Below are 16,916 nucleotides of genomic sequence, written 5' to 3' on the forward strand. Positions count from 1 at the left end.
GGGGCAGAGCGTCGCGGAGTCCCCTCGGGGGGGCTTAAGTCATAAGGTCAGATAGCGCCGCGTGGGATTACTGGCGCAAGCGTGCGGGCGCCAGCATGGCTTCAGTCAAGCCATGCTGGCGCAGTGAGTCGGGCAAGGGTTCGCCGCGCACCAGGGCGGCGCAGGCCATGCCCATGGCGGCGGAGGTTTGAATGCCATAACCGCCTTGGGCGGCGACCCAGAAGAAGTTCGCCACCTGCGGATCAAAGCCGCCGACCAGATCGCCGTCGGCGACAAAACTGCGCAGGCCAGCCCAAGTGTGACTGGGGCGGCGAATCTTCAGGTGGGTGTACGTTTCGATCTGGTGAATGCCCAGGGCAATGTCCAGTTCTTCCGGCTGCACATCATGCGGCGCGACGGAGTCGGCGTTGGCGGGCGAGCCGAGCAGTTGGCCTGCATCGGGCTTGAAGTAAAACGACTCATCCAGGCTGACCACAAAAGGCCAGTGTTGGCAGTCCACACCTGCTTCGGCGGCGAAGGTAAAGGCCGTGCGGCGCTTGGGCACCAGCCCGATGGGGGCCACGCCCGCCAGTGAGGCGATCTGGTCGCACCAGGCCCCGGCGGCGTTGATCAGCACCTTGGCGCGGTACTGCCCGGCGTTGCACGTCACCTGCCACCATTCGCCGTCGTGCTGAATGCTCAGCACCTCGCAGTGGGTGTGTATCGTCCCGCCGTGCTGACGAATACCGCGCAGGTAGCCCTGATGCAGGGCGTCGGTGTCGATGTCGGCGGCGCTGGGGTCGAACAACGCGCCCTGCACGCACGCGCGGCGCAGCACCGGCACGCGGGCGCAGGCTTCATCAGCACTGAGCAGGCGCATCTCCGGTACATGACCGATGCCGCTGTCCAACTGCCGTTGCAGCTCGTCCGGGTCGCCGTGCACGTCCACCACCAATTCACCGCGCGGGGTGAGCAGCGGGTGCGCGGCAAAACCGGGCGGCGGTGCGTCAAAGAAGGCCCGGCTGGCCGCTGTCAGCGCGCGCACTTGCGGCGTGCCGTAGGCCACGGTGAACAACGCCGCCGAACGCCCGGTGGCGTGATAACCAGCCTGCGCTTCACGCTCCAGCACCAGCGTTTTGCCGTGCGGGGCGAGAAAGTAGCCGGTGGACGCGCCGGCAATGCCCGCGCCAATGATCAGAAAATCAGCCGGTTGAGTGTCGGGAATGGGCGTGTGGGCAGGGGGCAACATCTGAGGCTCGGTATTGATCAGAAAACGGCCGCATATTGTGCGTGGGCAATCCGTGGGCAGCAATTGCGCGGCGCAGGCCACAGCGTCGCAGGGTCAGGCATCCGCTTGGCGTACACGTTTGCGAAAGGCACCGGGGCTTTCCCCGCACAGCTGCTTGAACAGTTTGGCGAAGGTGGCGCGGTCGCCGTAGCCCACCTGTTCGGCAATTTGTTCCAGTGCCAGCGGGCCGCGCAGCAGCTGTTGCGCCGCGCTGATGCGCACGCGTTGCAGGTAATCGTTGGGCGTCAGGCCGGTGCTGGATTTAAAGCGCCGCAGCAAGGTGCGCGCCGAGCAGTTGGCGTGTGCGGCCAGGCGATTGAGGTCGATGCTTTGCGCGTAGTGCAGGTTTAACCAATGCAGCAGCGGGGCCAGTGGGCAGTGCGTTTGGATGGGTGGCAGCAGCGGGGCGAAGCGCGACTGGCTGCCGCGCTGGCTGTCGAAGACCAACGCATTGGCCACCTGCTGGGCAAGCTCCGCACCGCCGTGCTGGCCGATCAGGTGCAGGCACAGGTCCAGCCCGGCGTGCGCACCGCCGGAGCTGAGTACATGACCGTCTTCACACACCAGTTGTTCAATGTGCAAGCTGACCTCGGGGTATCGCTGGCGAAAGGTCGTGGCCAGCGCCCAATGCGTGGTCGCGCGCCGGCCGGTCAACATGCCGGCAGCGGCCAGCAAGAAGGCGCTGCTGCACAGGCTGGCCACTTGTTGCTGCGGCGGGCGCTGCGCCAGCCAGGGCAGCAACGCGGCGTTGTCGGTCAGGGTGCGATCGATGGCACTGCCGCTGGCCGCCAGCAGAATCAGGTCGGCGCGTTCGGCCAGGCTCACATCACCATCGACCTGAATCTGTGCAAAACCCAGATCGACTGCCTGGCCCGTGAGGCTGAAGCGCTGCAGCTTGAACAGCGATCGCCCAGCCAGATGGTTGGCCAGGTTGAACGCATCCATGGCCATGCTCAGGCTTGAACAGACCGTTTGCGGGCACACGTACAGGGCGATGGTGGGCATGGCGGCGTCATCAATGGGGCGGAATTTGGCGATTATTGACACAAAGATGTCTTTAGCGCCAATCGCGGCGCAGCGCTTTAACGGCAATACTGCTGACACGTTACTGACTGGAGTCCGTCCCATGAGCCACCCCAATGCCGCGCTGATCACCCGTTTTTATCAGGCCTTCCAGCAACTGGACGCTGAGGCCATGGCCCGCTGCTACAGCGACGATGTGCAGTTCAGCGACCCGGTGTTTACTGACCTGCGCGGAGCGGATGCCGGCGACATGTGGCGCATGCTGTGTGCCAAGGCGCAGGGCTTTAGCCTGACGTTTGACGGCGTGGCCGCCGATGACTTTTCCGGCAAGGCGCGCTGGATCGCCACCTACACCTTCAGCCAGACCGGCAACCAGGTGGTCAATCATATCGAGGCCAACTTCCGCTTTCGTGATGGAAAAATCTGCGAGCACCGCGACCACTTCGACCTGTGGCGCTGGGCCGCTCAGGCGCTGGGTTTCAAAGGCCGCTTGCTGGGTTGGACGCCCTTTGTGCAGAACGCCATCCGCCAGCAGGCGGGTAAAGGGTTGGCTGCGTTCCAGAAGAGTCGTTAACAGACCGTCGAGAAGCTACCTACGTTGGCCCTTTCGATAAAAGATGCCTGCCTCGCCTACGTTTCCAACGGTCTGTTAAGCTCGGCGACCGTGCTCATTGCCTGCCGATTTAACTGATGCCTGACGCCTCTTCTGTGCCTGAAACACCTGCCGCCAAGCCCTGGTTTGTGTACCTGGTGCGGGCGGCTAACGGGGCGTTGTACTGCGGTATCAGCGACGACCCACGCAAGCGGTTTGCCAAACACCAGAGCGGTAAGGGCGCGCGCTTCTTTTATTCCAGCCCGGCGCAGGCGCTGGTGTACACCGAGGCCTGCGCGGGCAAGGGTGATGCGCTGCGGCGTGAGCGGGCGATCAAGGCGTTGAGCAAAGCCGCCAAGGAGCATTTGGTGGCGACCGCCGCGGTTATCGCTGCGGTTGATAGCGTGCCATCAGGCTAAGCGGGTAGGCCGTCGCCGGCTGTGCGGTTAAGCTGCGGGCTTACCTGAACCCTTGCGGAGCCTGCCATGCACGAGTTGATCCTGCACCATTACCCAACCTCGCCCTTTGCTGAAAAAGCGCGGTTGATGCTCGGTTTCAAGCAGTTGTCCTGGCGTTCGGTGATGATTCCGGCGGTGATGCCCAAACCCGATCTCACCGCCCTGACCGGCGGCTACCGCAAGACCCCGGTGCTGCAAGTCGGTGCCGATATCTACTGCGACACCGCCCTGATTGCCCGCCGTCTTGAAGCGGAGAAAGCGACCCCGGCGCTGTTCCCCGAAGGTCAAGCATTCAACGTCGCCTGCTTTGCCCAGTGGGCCGATGCTCAGGTGTTTTTGCATGCGGTCAGCCTGGTGTTCCAGCCGGAATCCATCGCCGCGCGCTTTGGCAAGTTGCCGCCGGAGTTTCTCAAAGCCTTTATTGCCGATCGCAGCAACCTGTTCACCGGTGGCCTGGCCACGCGCATTCCGCTGGAAGTGGCCAAGCACCAATGGCCCACGCTGATGGCACGTTTGCAGCAGCAATTGGAGCGTGAGTCCGGCGACTTCCTGTTTGGCGAGGCCTCACTGGCTGACATCGCCATGGCTCACCCGTTGTGGTTCTTGCGTGGTACGCCGGTCACGGCTCCGCTGGTCGATGAGTACCCGGCGGTGGCCACCTGGCTGGCGCGCGTGCTGGATTTCGGCCACGGCTCATTCAGCGAAATGAGTGGCGAGGACGCCGTTGCCATTGCCCGTGACGCCACCCCGGCAGCTTTGCCGGACGGAGCGTTAGCCGACCCGAATGGCTTTACCCTTGGCCAGCAGGTGGCAATCTCCGCCATCGACTACGGTGTGGATGCGGTGGAAGGTGAGTTGGTCTTCAGCGGCAGCGAAGAACTGATCCTGCGCCGCGAAGACCCACGCGCCGGCACCGTGCATGTGCACTTTCCGCGCATGGGCTTTGCCATCAAGGCGCTGTAAGGCCTTAGTACCTGACGCACTGAGCGGTCAGTAAGCGGCCCGCATGGCTTGCGGGTCGTAGCCGTGCACCAGCGTGCCCTTGATATCCAGCAGGGGCACGCCGCGGCCCCCGAGGGCTTTGAACCTAGCATTGCCGGCGGCGTCTTTTTCGATATCCACCTCCCGGTACCGCACGCCATCGTTGGCCAACTGCTCACGGGCTTTGGCGCAATAGCCGCACCATTGGGTGGCATACAGCACCACCTCGCCCGGTTGATTGGCCTGAGGTGGCTGCAACCAGCGCTGCACGGTGTCCCAGTGTTGGTAAAGCGCCAGGGCGCAGAGCAGCAGAATAACTTTCTTCATGTGGCCTTCCTTTGCCTCACTCGAGCAGGGGGCTGTTTACAGCGTGGGTGGGTTTTCCTGCAACGCGGTCTGCCTCAGACGTGGCAGCTCGCGCGCCAGTTCGCGAAAGTACAGGATGCGTTCATAGCACAGCGTCAGTTCGCCGCTGATGCGGTTGTACCAGGCGTTGGCTTCACCGCACGCGGCGACGATCAGTTTCAGGTCGCGGGGCAGGGCGAAGGTGCTGCTGGTGCGCGCGGCGATGGCTTCCAGCTCGCCGGAGGCGCGGACTTTTTCCAGCAACTCGCGGGCTTCGGGTAAATGCAGGGGCGGGGTTTGGTACTCCACCCGCAGGTGGTGGCGGATCGGTTGGTCGGCGCGGCGGGCGAAGTGTTGGCGAATCCAGTTCACCGCGTATTCAACCTGCTGGTATTCCTCGGGGCAGTAGAAAGCCCGTTCATCCGGCAGCCCGGTCATCTGGATCACCCATTCCAGTTGGCGCGGGTCGCTGCCGTAGGCCAGGCAAGCCAGGTTGAAAAAGCGCTGCGCGTCCAGGGCATGGCTGTCCCATTCACGCACCTCGGGCGCTTCCGGGCGCTGGCGTTGCCACTCCAGCCGCCAGTAGTCGGCCACATCCAGCAACTTGGCGTAAAAATCGGCGTCGCGTTGCCGTTCGTGCAGCAGAAACAGGCCCATAAAACCGAGTTGGTCGGCGGCATCTTCTTCACGGCCGAGCACCGGCAATCGCAGTTCGCTGATCAGCAGGTGACCCATCTCATGCAGCAGGGTGAACTCGGCGTTGGCGGTGACAAAGCGCACTTCATCCGGGTACAGCGCCTGTTCCGGCACGGCCTGAGCAACGCTGCTGAGGCCCAGTAACAGCAGCAAAAGCCGCTTCATGCCTGCTCCAGATCGTCCGCGCTGAACGGGGCGGGTGCGGTTGGCCAGTCCAGTTTTAAGCGCTCCAGCTCGCGCGCCAACAGGCTGGCCACCAGCCAGTCGCGCAACCAGCGATGATCCGCCGGGATGATGTACCAGGGCGCCGCCGCGTGGTCGGTGAGCGCCAGTTGTTCGGCCCAGCGTTGCTCGCGCAGGTTGAATTCGCGGTGGGCCTGCAAGTCGCTGGCGTGCAGCTTCCAGCGCTTGTGTGGGTGCTCCAGGCGCTCATGCAGGCGACGTTTTTGCTCGGCCTTGCTCAGGTGCAAAAAACACTTCAACGGCTGCGTCGCTTGGCTGCACAACTGCTGCTCGAAGGCGAGGATGGCGTGCTGCCGGGCGGGCAGGTCGGCCGCGCTGCACAGCCCGTCCAGCGGATCGCTGATCAGCCCTTCGTAATAGCTGCGGTTGAACACGCCCAGCAGGCCCGCTGTCGGCAACCGCCGCTGATAGCGCCAGAGAAAATCGTGGCGCTGCTCGCACGCATCGGGCTTTTGAAAACTGTGGATGCGTAGCCCCTGCGGATCAAAACTGCTGATCACCCGGCGAATCACGCCGTCTTTACCGGAACAGTCGGTGCCTTGCAGGATCAGCAGCAGGGCGTTGCGCCGGTTGGCCCAGAGCATGCGCTGCTGACGATTGAGCCAGGGCCGCAGTTCAGCCAAGGCCTGCTGCGCCCGCTGTTTGTCCAAGCCGAAGTCGCGCGCCGGATCTTCGGCGAAGGGCGCGGCAGGGTCGCAGCGGCACCTGTCCAGCAGGTCATCCGGCAGGCGGCTCATGGATGTGACAGGCCGTTTAAAAACGTAGGCGAGGCAGCCGAGGCAAGGCAAAAAGAGGCGAAAAAGCGGAGTTTACGGGTGTAAATGAGCATTTTGAGCCTGTTTTTAACGCCGCATCGGCAACGTAGGTAGTTTTTCAGCGGGCTGTTAGTTTTTGCGGCGCTTGAGCTGATCGGTTAGCTGCGTCGGCAGGTTGCGAATCACCAGCGTGTCGGTGCCCTCGTCGTACTCGATCTTCGAGCCCAGCAGGTGCGCTTCGAAGCTGATCGACAGGCCTTCGGCGCGGCCGGTAAAGCGCTGGAACTGGCTAAGGGTGCGTTTGTCCGCCGGAAACTCCGGGGCCATGCCGTAATCCTTGTTGCGGATATGGTTAAAGAAGGCCTTGGGCCGTTCTTCGTCGATCAGTCCGGAGAGCTCGTCGAGGGTGATGGGCTCGCCTTGTTTGGCCTGGTTTGCGGCGTAGCTGACCAGGGTCTTGGTCTTCTCGCGGGCTTGCTCTTCAGGCAGGTCTTCGCTTTCGACGAAGTCGCTAAAGGCTTTCAGTAGGGTGCGGGTTTCGCCAGGGCCGTCGACGCCTTCCTGGCAGCCGATAAAGTCGCGGAAGTACTCCGAGACCTTTTTGCCGTTCTTGCCCTTGATAAAGGAAATGTACTGCTTGGAGTGGGCGTTGTTACGCCATTCGGAAATGTTGATCCGCGCGGCCAGGTGCAACTGGCTGAGGTCCAGGTGCTTGGCGGCGGTCACGTCCAGCGCATCATTGACCGCCACGCCTTCGCTGTGGTGCAGCAGGGCGATGGCCAGGTAATCGGTCATGCCTTGCTGGTAGTGGGCGAACAGCACATGGCCGCCGGTGGACAGGTTGGATTCCTCCATCAGCTTTTGCAGGTGCTCGACGGCCTGGCGGCTAAAGGCGGTGAAATCCTGCTCCTCGTCTAGGTAGCGCTTGAGCCAGCCGCTGAACGGGTAGGCCCCGGATTCCTCATGAAAGAAACCCCAGGCCTTGCCCTGCTTGGCGTTGTAGCTCTCGTTGAGGTCAGCGAGCATGTTCTCGATGGCCTGCGAGGCAGCCAGTTCACTGTCGCGGGCATGCAGCACGGCGGGTGTGCCATCAGGCTTTTTGTCGATCAAATGGACGATGCAGTGGCGGATCGGCATGGTGTACCTGGAAAGCAGAGAAAGGAAAAGACCTCAGAGTTTACCTGAGCTGACCGGCGAAAGTGGAACGCGGCTTGGGCTTTACCACGGCTTGAAACGCAGCAGATTGCTACTTAGAGTGGCGTGCATGTTGTTTCAGGCCAAGGATGGGTCCGATGTCCTCCACGCTTACCAGTACCACCTTTCTTGCTCCCGAGCCGCTGGCGCAGCTTGAGGCGCTGATGGATCAGGGGCATTTTCAGCAGGCTCACAGGCTTGCAACTCGCCATGGGGACTACCGGCAATGGCGCGGAGCTGCTGCCATGGTCATGGCCTCACGCCTATCGGCTCATCTTGGTGCACCGCGTTTGGCGGATGCGCTGGCTTATCTGGGGTATAGGCGCTACCCAGAGGCGGCTGAAACGCGTCTGCGCTATGCCCGCTTTCTTCTTGCTCGTCGGGGGCAGTTTCGCGCATGGATCTTTCTTCAGCAGTTTGGGAGTTGGGTACCGGAGAGTCCTGCGCTGCATGCAGAGTGGCTTTCCTTTTCGGCCTACCTGTTTGCGTTACTACGTGACTTTACCCGCAGTGCGGCATACAGCGAGCGAGCCCTCGTTCTGAGGCCGCAAGGCCCCTGGCTGTTAGTTGAGCGTGCCTATTGCCTGGAGCAGGAGGACCGTTTTACTGAGGCGCTTGAATGCTGCGAACAGGCCCTGCGCCTGACACCAAGTTCGCGGTCTGCGCTCATTCAGGCGGCAATGCTGGAAGTGCAACTCAACCGTGAGAACCAGGCGCTGGACCGTCTGCGCAGCGCTGCTGATGCATCGGAAAGCAGTGGCCTATGCGCTCAACTGGTAGATTTACTGATCGAAGTTGGTGAACTGGACGAGGCCGAGCACTGGCTGGCGCGTGCCGAGGCATTCTCGCCCTTGCTGGAAAAAGGACTGGCGCGCTGGTATGCCGGCAGGCGCTGCGATATTGCGAGCCTGCGTGGCGCGTATGCTGAGGCCAGGGAACTGGCTGTGCAGGCCGGAGGGCCTTTTTACAGCAAGGTTGCTGAGCAGCTGCAAGCACCGCAAGGTCAGCGCTGCCTGTTACCGGTGAGTTTTGTGCGGCAGCACCACATGACCTGCGCTCCGGCGACGCTGACAGCCCTTTCCGCATTCTGGGGGCGCCCGGTGGCGCATTTGGAGGTTGCCGAAGAGATCTGTTACGACGGTACGTCATACCAGGCCGAGCGTGCATGGGCTGAGCGCAATGGCTGGCTGGTGCGTGAGTTTACCGCTGACTGGGCGACCAGTTGTGCGCTGATAGATCGCGGATTGCCTTTTACCCTTTCCGTGCAATACACCGGCAGCGGCCACTTGCAGGCGGTGGTTGGTTACGACCAGCCGCGTGGTACGTTGCTGATTCGTGATCCTGGCCAGGCGCAGTTTGGCGAGTGCCTGGCGGAGAGTCTGTTTGCGACGCAGCGTGCCTCGGGTCCACGTGGCATGGTGTTATTGCCCGCCGATCAGGCCTATCGATTGGAGGGGCTGGAGTTCCCGGAACGCCACCTGTGGGATAACTACTACCGACTGCTCTGTGCGCTGGAGGTACACCGTCGAGAGGACGCGCTGAGTGCATTGGCAGAGCTGCAAGCCACTGCGTCAGAGCATCGTCTGTATTTTCAGGCGCAGCGTGCATTGGCTTGGTATGACGGCCGAGAGACGCAAGTACTCGATGCCACTGAAGTGCTACTGCAGCACTTCCCGGATGATTCCAACCTGATTCTTTCCAAGGCCAGCTCGTTGAGTGTGCTGCAGTCGCGTGGTGTGCAACTGGCATGGCTGGAACAGCACTGTCAGGCGCGCTGGAGTGACCCGCTGATCGTGGTGCGCTATGCCAACTTATTAGCGGATGGAGGTGGCCAAGGCGCTACCGTGCAGTACTTGCTCAACCAGGCCTTGCGTCAGGCTCCGGGGCAGGCCCCCGCATGGAATGCGCTGGCCAGCTTGCGTTGGGGCGAGGGCATGCGCGAGCAATCCTGCGAGCTGTATCGGTTTGCCGCCTGCCTGCATGCCGCCAACGAGGGATACAGCAACCAGTACTTTCGTGCCCTGCGTTGCTTAGGGCGGACTGAAGAGGGGATGCACTTTTTACGTCAACGTCATCAGCAGTTAGGTGCTTTGGCAGCTGGGCCCAGCATCACGCTCAGCGAATGCCTTGAAGAGGTGGGCGATGCGCATGGCGCTCGTGATGTGTTGGAACAGGCGCTTCAGGTCCGTCCGAATGATCCTGATCTGTTGCTTGGGTTGGCCGATTTCTATGGGCGTAGTGGTGAGCTTGAGCTGAATTACCAGCTGCTACTGCGCGCAGAGACCTTATGCCGGCGTGGAGCCTGGCTGCGTGCTTCCGTCATCTACAGCCAGCGTAGTGGCGGTGATATTCAACAGGCTCTGCTCTGGTGTCAGGAGGCTGCTGAGCTTGACCCACTGAATCTGTCACTGCATCGCCTGTATGCACAGTTACTGCGGCAGTCAGCGGGCGAGGAGGCCGTTGATGCTTATGTGGAAGCCCTTGCTTATCGCTTTGAGCACCATGCAGGCATTGCGGAGTTTGCTGTAGAACGGGCACAGCGGCGCTCGCTTGAAGCCGCCGAAGCGACGTTGCGCCGCCTTCTGCACAGCCATCCACAAAATGCCTGGGCATTGCGTGAGTTGGCTGTGGTGCTCGCTCGACTGGGGCGCAGTCAAGAGGCGCTAAGCCTGTGCATGCACGTCTTGGCGATTGATCCACAAGACACCTATTGCCATTCCACGCATGGCTTTGTGCTGCTGCAATCCGGGCAGCGAGAGGGCGCTCAGGACGCATTCCGCAAGGCGTTGCAGCGTAGTGCGGACAATGAATACGCCAGCAACATGTTGCTCGAAACCTGCGCTGGCCAGGATGACGTTCTGCAGTCTTTGGATTACGTACATGCTGAGCTGGTTCGCCAAGTGACTTTTGGTGAAGGCTGGATGGCCTATCAGCAACAGGCACAGAAACTCCTCGACCCGCAGGTACTGCTTGAGCAGCTTGGTGAGGCCCTGCGGCAGCGTCCTGATCTTTGGCAGTTGTGGGTGATAGTTGCCCGGCAACAGGCTTTAGAAGGGCATGTCGAGCAGGCCGAGGCGCTTTTGCAATCAGCGGTTGAGCGCTTTCCGCTGATGCCTCGTTTGGCGCTGGAGCGCGCCCAGTTGCAGAAGAATCATGGGCAATACAGTGAGTGTCGCGCGACGCTGCAAGAAAGCTTCCGCATCAACCCCTTGTGGACGCCGACTGTTCGTCTCTATGTGGAAAGCCTGCTGGATGAGGGCGATAACCTGGCTGAGGCGGAAGCCTTGTTAAACCGTGTGCTCAGCCGAACGCCAGACAACCATGAGTTGCGTGCTTATCTGAGCTATGTACAAGGCGAGTGTGAAGCATATGGTGAGGCTGTTCTGGGGGCCGAACGGATTCTGCGCGATGAACCAGGTAACGCCTGGGTATGGAACCAGTTAGGGCGTTACAGCGTTGCTTTGGATGATGCCGGGCGACCGCTGCGTCTGGCTCATGAATTGGTCAAGTTGCGTGCCGGTGATGCGGATGCCTGGTTGGCGCTGGCTGAGCACGAACAGGACGCTGCTGGGCGTGAAGGCGCCTTGCGTGAGGCCTTGAGATTCAACCCACGCCACCGTGGTGCGCACGAAAAACTCTTGGACCTGCTGTTGAAGTCCGAGCGTTTTGACGAGTTGCATGAGCTGTTGGCCGCACCATGCTGGGGAGGTGCAACGCCGGTTGAATTGGCGGTCTTCGGGCCTAGAGCGACCTATAACAGTGGTAAGCACGACGCTGCGCTGGACGAGTTGCGCCAGTTGCTGGTGCGCCACAGGAACAGTTTTGACGCATGGCGTGAGCTTGCGGACTGGCAAGATAGCGCGGGGCACTACTCGGCATACGTGGAATCAGCCAGAGAAATGGTGCGCCTGGAGCCCAAACTGGCGATCTCCCATGGGTTTCTCGGGCATGCGTTATTGCTCAATGAGCAGAGCGAACAGGCGCTACTGTCGTTTTCACAAGCCTTCTGTCTTGATCCCGGTTACACCTTTGCCGGTCTCAACGAGTTCGATCTGCAGCTGAAGTATGGCCGCAAGGATGATTGCCGGGCTGTTTTGGCGCGTCTATTGGAGACGCCTACCGCCTCTCAGCCTTCGATTCTTCTCAGGGCATTGGACTTCGCTCAGGCGCACAGTGATGTGCAACTTAAACAGCGGGTGCTTGAGCCTTTATGCCGAGATGACGATAACGCAGGCGCCTGGGCTGATGTGCTCAAACGGTTTGTCGCGCCAGCACGTGATCCAGAGTTGTGGCCCATTGTAGAAAAGGCTGCTTCTGAGGGCGCATTACACCATGCAGCTGCGCTTTTCTGGTTAAAGCACGAGGATGCCCGTTGGCTACCCGGCTCGCTTTGGAAAGGTTTTAGCAGGCTATTGCTCAATGACACCCGGCATGCGGCCAAGCATGCCATGTTGGATTTGTTGGCTGAGCGCGAGAATGCCAACAACCTGCTGGATCGCACGTTGCAAGCCAGCTGTGAGGCGATGCGCAGCGATGGCATGATCTGGGGGATGGCCAGTTATGCATTGGCGAATCAGGGACTGTACTGGTCAATGCCCCACTGGCTATCAGATTGGGCACAGCGCACTGACATCCCGGCCTGGGGGCTGAATAATCTGGCCTTGGGGTTACGCGCAACGGGTCGTGATGAGCTGGCTGCGGCCGTATCCCGCAAGTCGCTTGAACAGATGCCTGAGAATCATGAAGCCATGATCTGGCTTGCGGCTGATGCTGCAAAACAAACAGACATGCAAGCGCTTGGCATGTGGCAATCGCGTTATCAGGGGGCGCAGCTACGCCCTTATTTCGCCTGCATGCAGCACATGCTGGATGGTTATGCCGAGGCCGTTGAGCACGCCGATAGCGCGAGAGCTGTGCGCTACTTTTCGACGGCCAAAGCGGTTGCCCGTGGCGGTAGCCATAGCGCTTATCGCCGCTTGCGGCGCGAGCTGGCTTACCGCTTGGCCTTTGGGCCGTGCACCCATGTATTGCTGGCGCCATGGCGCTACTTACAACTTCGTTTTGAATAACGTGTTGTTTACTCGGGCGCGGCTTGGTTCTTCGCCTTGAGGCTGTGAAGCCGCTCAACCACATAGCGCAGGTGGATATGCAGCTCATACAGCTCGCTGGAGTAGGACAGCGGCACCTCGACCCGCGCCAGTTCGTCCTCAAGGCGTTCCAGGCGAGCGATTTCGGCGTCCAGGTCGCTGGGTAGGCTGCCCTTGTACAGCTGCTGATCGATTTCGCGCAGGTGCTTGTACCAGCGGTAGATGCGCGCGCGGATGCGCCATTGGTAGATCGGGCCGATGGCCTTGAACAGCGGGAACAGCAGCACCAGCAGCGGAATGGCGAGGATGATGTAGCGGTCGGCCAGCGAGGCGATGCGAAACGGCAAGTAGCGCTGCAGGATCGGCAGGCCCTTGTCGTAGTAGTACTCGGCTTCGCTCAGGGTGTTGAGTGACAGCGGCGGCTTGGCCGGGTAGCTGCCGGCCGGGTCGAGAAGGCTGCCGTGTTTGAGCACGGTTTTCGCCGCTTCGAGAATCAGTGGCGTAAGCGAGGGGTGAAAGGCTTCGCCGGCCACCAGCGTGGCGACCGGGCCGAGGGTGACGATGTCACGGTCTGGCGTGTTGTGTTGCATGTCGAGCATGCCTTCACCGACCTCCAGGCGGCTCAGGTAGGGCAGGCGGGCCAGGTAGGCTTCGGTGCGGCGCAGGCTGGCTAGGCGTACTTTGGGCTCCGCCGCCAGGCGCTGGATCAAGGCATTTTCGGCGGGGCCGACGAAAAAGGCCGCGTCCAGTTCGCCCGCGATCAGCGCCTCAGCGGCCTTGCTGCCGCCCATTTGTTGCCAGTGCTGTGGGTACTGTGGCGGCTCGATGCGGTTGGCGGCAAATAGCGCGGCGGTTACTGCCTGGGTGCCACTGTTGGCGGAGCCGATGGCCAGGCGCAGCTTGATCAGATCGCTCAGGCGTTCGAATTTGGCCGTGTCACCGAGAAACAGCCACAGCGGTTCGCGGTACATCACGCCCAGGCCATTGAGGGTGCTGCGCGCCTCGTCGCTCAGCGTCAGTTCCTGGCCGCTCTGGACCAGGGCCAGTTCCACGTCGCCGCGACCCAGTTTGTCCAGGTTGTCCGCAGAGCCCGCGCTCTCCACCAGGTCAAGACTGAAACCCTGCAGCGCCAGTTCGTCTCGCAGCCGCTCGGCAAAGGTGTGGTAGCCACCGCCCACTGCGCCGGTCGCCATGCGGGCATGCATGGGCGGTGGTGGGGCGACAAAGTAGAAGAGGGCACCGACCAAGGCGGCCACTACGGGCACGATCCACAGGTTGGTCAACAACATAATCTTTAGGTCGCGCAGGATTCTTCGCATTGCAGTTCCTTGGCCGTGCTCTGAGTGCGTAAAGGTTAACCGTCCGGCGTATTTTCCGCCTGTTGCCCCTGTGCACGTGCGTCGTGCGGGGCTGTGCCTGGCACTCGATTTAGAGCGGAAACGAAGCGTCAGACAGCTTTATAAGCTTCTGGAACGCGTTTTTCAGGGTTTCCCTATAACGAATTCGTCTTTATGGGCAATGATGGCGCTGTGATATCAATATTTTGGCGTCAATAAAACGAACAACAACCGACCGTTGCCCCATGACGGTTTAACCTGTTCCGCGGTCTGTCAGGGATGCTCTTCCGTGGTTTCGCTCTAACCCGGCTGTTGCGGGTTGAACGTAGGAAGGTGGCCTATGCCCCGAACCCTGCTCTATATGGCGGTAGCCCTGCTTGCCTCAGGTGCCACGCTTGCATTCTTACTGCACGAGCCTTCAGCGGGCAACGTCGCTGTTACGCCTTCTGCCCCGTTGCCTTCTGCTCTGGCTGCGGCGCCGTCCACCGGTTTGCTGCCGCACAAGCCATTCAGTGCGCCGTCGGTTGCCGCCGTGGGTGTGGTCGCGAGCACGCCAGTTAAAGACGTAACGGTACAAGCGGCTGCACCGGATGACGATGTGGTTGAGCTTTGGGACAGCCGTTCGCTGGTGCCTGAGCAGCAAGACGAAATGACCCTCTACCGCACCAACATGCCGGTTTCCGTCCTTGGCACGCTGGCCGTCGGCCAGACCCTGCAGCTGGCCGTACCGGGGCGTAAAGAACCGCTACGCGCCACGCTGGACGAGACCCACAACACCGGTGTCGCCGTTTGGAGCGGGTCGGTGCAAGGGGGGCAACCGGAAGACTCGCTGACTGTCGTGCGCGGGCAAGTGGAGACCCATATCACCCTGGCGACCCGCGATAAGACCCTGTCGTTTGTGGTGGACAACGCCACCGGCAGCATGCTGATGACCGACCAGAACGAGCTGCTGCTGCGTGCCACCCCGGACGCCCTCGTGACCCCTGAATCCACGCCGTTGCAGCCGCTCCCACCGCCAACCAGCGGCTGAGCGCTACAGGATTAGAAACCATGAAAAAACTATTCGTCTGCCTGGCCATGCTCTTGCTGGCCCCGTTCACTCAAGCTGCCACCGAACCGCGCACCGTCGATCTGCTGGTGCTCTACACCAAAGAGGCGCAAGCCCTGCCCAATGGGCGTGACATTGACGCACGCATCGCCAGCTACATCGAATTTGCCAACAACGCGTTCAAGAAGAGCAACGTCAACTTGCGCCTGCGTTTGGTCAACCGGCAACTGCTGACCTGGGCCAGCTACCCGACCATATCCGAGAAAGATTTGTCTGCGTTCGCTGCCGATCCACGGGTACAACAACTGCGTGAAACCTACGGCGCCGATGTGGTGCAACTGATCAGCCGTACCCCAGTGGGCCAGGGCTATGGCGTGTGCGGCATTGGCTACGTACTCTCCGGGCCGAAGAACAGCGGCACGTTCCAGAATGGTGCCTGGGCCAGTGCCTACGGCATCACCGGCGTGGATTGCAGCCTGAGCACCATGGCTCACGAGATTGGCCACAACCTGGGGTTGCGTCACTCCTATGAGCAAGACCAGACCGAGGGTTACTACACCTACCTGGCCCGTGGCATTCACCAAGGTACCTATGAATGGGGCCGCGGCTACGGCGTGCAGGGTCGTTTCGCGACCATCATGGCCTATCCGCAAGTGTTTAACGCGTCGGTGCAGGCGCCGTTGTTTTCCACCCCAACCCTGGTCGACAGTACCTGTGCCAACCAGGCGTGTGGCCGTGCCAGCTATGCAGACGCCGCTCGCGCGCTAAATGACATGGCTGCACACATCGCCGCACTGCGTCCGACAAAAGTGCCCGAAACGGTCAACCCCACCAGCACGCCGACCAAACCCACTACGCCGACCACGCCCACTCCACCCACCACACCGGCCCCGCCCGTAGCACCGCCGGTAACGGCCTGGTGCGCCAAACCCGCGCTCACAGGCTTGGTAACCAACGGCGAGTTCCGCACCCTGGATGGTTGGAAAACCTTACTTAACGTGGCCAAGCTGAGCCAACTTAACGTCGGTAAAACCTGCCGTGACGACGCGTTGCAATTCGACCTGCCGGCCGGCCGCGACGATATGCTTGCCACCTCTGTCGGCGCGCTCAAGGTGGGTGCCACCTACCGGTTGAAAGCCAAGGTCATGCTCAAGGGCACCAACATGCGCGGTAACGTGTACCTGGGCATGGTCCATGAGGAAAACGCCGGTATCAGCTACAGCAGCGCCAACGGTGCGATCAAGTCGGTGACCAGCAGCGAGTTCACGCCCATCGACATGACCTTTATCTACCAGCCGCCACCCACCGTCGTCCGTAACACCTACCTGGGCCTATTAAGCATCAACCGTTTGGGTGTGCTGCTGGATGAAGTTCAGCTCAGCGAAGTGACGCCCACCACCGCAATCAAGCCGCTTACGCCAGCGGCATTCAGTTGGACGTTCGACAGTGCGATCGGCGAATGGACTGGCTTCTACGGCAGCAATCGGCTCACTGCGCTGGCGGCGACCGGCAAGTCGCTGGAGGTTTACGCGCGTAAGGCCGATGGCACTGGCGCGAGCCTGTTGCTAGCCGGCAAGGTACAGCCAGGCTTGTCCTATCGCTTTAGCGCTGACGTGATGGTGAGCCGCACCGCCAGCGTCGCTGCGCTGTCCTATGCCTACCTCTACCTTGAAGACACGTCCGGCAATGCTCGTCTGCTGTCACTCGGTGTGGTGAATACCAAGGGCGGTGTTTGGAGCAAGTTGCAGCAGAGCTTCCAAGTGCCGACCGGTACTTATCGACGCATGGAACTGCTGGTGCTGGGCACTCGGTCAGATCAATCGTTGTACCTGGACAACATCAGCCTTAACCGGCTCTAGCCGGAAAAAACTGGCGCCCGTGGTTGGGGCG

Annotated in this window: 13 protein-coding genes; 6 read left to right on the plus strand and 7 right to left on the minus strand. The window is 61.3% G+C overall.

Annotated features, from left to right (window positions below; all coding sequences use genetic code 11):
- Positions 1–67: 67 nt before the first annotated feature.
- Both DBR00_RS07695 and DBR00_RS07700 read right to left on the minus strand, forming a co-directional pair.
- Positions 68–1,228 (minus strand): FAD-binding oxidoreductase, encoded by a 1,161-nt coding sequence (locus DBR00_RS07695; RefSeq protein ID WP_108485857.1) that lies wholly within the window; start codon positions 1,226–1,228, stop codon positions 68–70.
- Between the two features lie 93 nt (positions 1,229–1,321).
- Entirely contained in the window at positions 1,322–2,272 is a 951-nt protein-coding gene (locus DBR00_RS07700; RefSeq protein WP_108485858.1) for a GlxA family transcriptional regulator, read from the minus strand.
- 121 nt (positions 2,273–2,393) lie between these two features.
- On the opposite strand from DBR00_RS07700, the gene DBR00_RS07705 reads away from it, so the two are divergent.
- The 3 genes from DBR00_RS07705 to DBR00_RS07715 all read left to right on the plus strand — a co-directional run bounded on the left by DBR00_RS07705 (position 2,394) and on the right by DBR00_RS07715 (position 4,303).
- Positions 2,394–2,864: a nuclear transport factor 2 family protein gene (locus DBR00_RS07705; protein ID WP_108485859.1), complete on the plus strand. Its 471-nt coding sequence runs from the start codon at positions 2,394–2,396 to the stop codon at positions 2,862–2,864.
- 116 nt (positions 2,865–2,980) lie between these two features.
- Positions 2,981–3,301 (plus strand): GIY-YIG nuclease family protein, encoded by a 321-nt coding sequence (locus DBR00_RS07710; RefSeq protein ID WP_108485860.1) that lies wholly within the window; start codon positions 2,981–2,983, stop codon positions 3,299–3,301.
- Between the two features lie 66 nt (positions 3,302–3,367).
- A complete protein-coding gene (locus DBR00_RS07715) occupies positions 3,368–4,303 on the plus strand; it encodes a glutathione S-transferase family protein (RefSeq protein WP_108485861.1) in 936 nt (311 codons plus the stop codon).
- 27 nt (positions 4,304–4,330) lie between these two features.
- Here DBR00_RS07715 and DBR00_RS07720 read toward each other — a convergent pair whose 3' ends face one another.
- The 4 genes from DBR00_RS07720 to yejK form a co-directional block, all read right to left on the minus strand.
- Entirely contained in the window at positions 4,331–4,648 is a 318-nt protein-coding gene (locus DBR00_RS07720) for a glutaredoxin domain-containing protein (RefSeq protein ID WP_108485862.1), read from the minus strand.
- Positions 4,649–4,684: 36 nt separating this feature from the next.
- A complete protein-coding gene (locus tag DBR00_RS07725; RefSeq protein WP_108485863.1) occupies positions 4,685–5,527 on the minus strand; it encodes a DUF4344 domain-containing metallopeptidase in 843 nt (280 codons plus the stop codon).
- Positions 5,524–6,342 (minus strand): polyphosphate kinase 2 family protein, encoded by an 819-nt coding sequence (locus tag DBR00_RS07730; protein WP_108538034.1) that lies wholly within the window; start codon positions 6,340–6,342, stop codon positions 5,524–5,526. The genes DBR00_RS07725 and DBR00_RS07730 overlap by 4 nt, the downstream gene beginning before the upstream one ends.
- A gap of 147 nt (positions 6,343–6,489) precedes the next feature.
- The gene (gene yejK / locus DBR00_RS07735) at positions 6,490–7,497 is read right to left on the minus strand and encodes a nucleoid-associated protein YejK (RefSeq protein WP_108486598.1); all 1,008 of its coding nucleotides are present in this window, start codon (positions 7,495–7,497) and stop codon (positions 6,490–6,492) included.
- 155 nt (positions 7,498–7,652) lie between these two features.
- Here yejK and DBR00_RS07740 point away from each other — a divergent pair, with 155 nt between their 5' ends.
- Positions 7,653–12,623, plus strand: coding sequence for a tetratricopeptide repeat protein (locus DBR00_RS07740; RefSeq protein WP_158271553.1), 4,971 nt, complete (start codon positions 7,653–7,655; stop codon positions 12,621–12,623).
- Positions 12,624–12,631: 8 nt separating this feature from the next.
- Here DBR00_RS07740 and DBR00_RS07745 read toward each other — a convergent pair whose 3' ends face one another.
- A complete protein-coding gene (locus DBR00_RS07745; protein WP_108486596.1) occupies positions 12,632–13,960 on the minus strand; it encodes a TAXI family TRAP transporter solute-binding subunit in 1,329 nt (442 codons plus the stop codon).
- Between the two features lie 358 nt (positions 13,961–14,318).
- Here DBR00_RS07745 and DBR00_RS07750 point away from each other — a divergent pair, with 358 nt between their 5' ends.
- Both DBR00_RS07750 and DBR00_RS07755 read left to right on the plus strand, forming a co-directional pair.
- Positions 14,319–15,008 carry a hypothetical protein gene (locus DBR00_RS07750; protein ID WP_108486595.1) on the plus strand — a complete coding sequence of 230 codons (690 nt, stop codon included), beginning with the start codon at positions 14,319–14,321 and terminating at the stop codon, positions 15,006–15,008.
- Positions 15,009–15,028: 20 nt separating this feature from the next.
- Positions 15,029–16,885 (plus strand): zinc-dependent metalloprotease family protein, encoded by a 1,857-nt coding sequence (locus DBR00_RS07755; protein WP_108486594.1) that lies wholly within the window; start codon positions 15,029–15,031, stop codon positions 16,883–16,885.
- Positions 16,886–16,916: the final 31 nt, after the last annotated feature.

The sequence above is a fragment of the Pseudomonas sp. HMWF032 genome (genome assembly GCF_003060885.1).
GTDB lineage: Bacteria > Pseudomonadota > Gammaproteobacteria > Pseudomonadales > Pseudomonadaceae > Aquipseudomonas.

Coding starts and splice junctions, on each gene's coding strand:
- DBR00_RS07720 (WP_108485862.1), bottom strand. CDS start 4,648: ATGAAGAAAGTTATTCTGCTGCTCTGCGCCCTGGCGCTTTACCAACAC.
- DBR00_RS07740 (WP_158271553.1), top strand. CDS start 7,653: ATGTCCTCCACGCTTACCAGTACCACCTTTCTTGCTCCCGAGCCGCTG.
- DBR00_RS07705 (WP_108485859.1), top strand. CDS start 2,394: ATGAGCCACCCCAATGCCGCGCTGATCACCCGTTTTTATCAGGCCTTC.
- DBR00_RS07730 (WP_108538034.1), bottom strand. CDS start 6,342: ATGAGCCGCCTGCCGGATGACCTGCTGGACAGGTGCCGCTGCGACCCT.
- DBR00_RS07750 (WP_108486595.1), top strand. CDS start 14,319: ATGCCCCGAACCCTGCTCTATATGGCGGTAGCCCTGCTTGCCTCAGGT.
- DBR00_RS07745 (WP_108486596.1), bottom strand. CDS start 13,960: ATGCGAAGAATCCTGCGCGACCTAAAGATTATGTTGTTGACCAACCTG.
- DBR00_RS07715 (WP_108485861.1), top strand. CDS start 3,368: ATGCACGAGTTGATCCTGCACCATTACCCAACCTCGCCCTTTGCTGAA.
- DBR00_RS07725 (WP_108485863.1), bottom strand. CDS start 5,527: ATGAAGCGGCTTTTGCTGCTGTTACTGGGCCTCAGCAGCGTTGCTCAG.
- DBR00_RS07695 (WP_108485857.1), bottom strand. CDS start 1,228: ATGTTGCCCCCTGCCCACACGCCCATTCCCGACACTCAACCGGCTGAT.
- DBR00_RS07710 (WP_108485860.1), top strand. CDS start 2,981: ATGCCTGACGCCTCTTCTGTGCCTGAAACACCTGCCGCCAAGCCCTGG.
- yejK (WP_108486598.1), bottom strand. CDS start 7,497: ATGCCGATCCGCCACTGCATCGTCCATTTGATCGACAAAAAGCCTGAT.
- DBR00_RS07755 (WP_108486594.1), top strand. CDS start 15,029: ATGAAAAAACTATTCGTCTGCCTGGCCATGCTCTTGCTGGCCCCGTTC.
- DBR00_RS07700 (WP_108485858.1), bottom strand. CDS start 2,272: ATGCCCACCATCGCCCTGTACGTGTGCCCGCAAACGGTCTGTTCAAGC.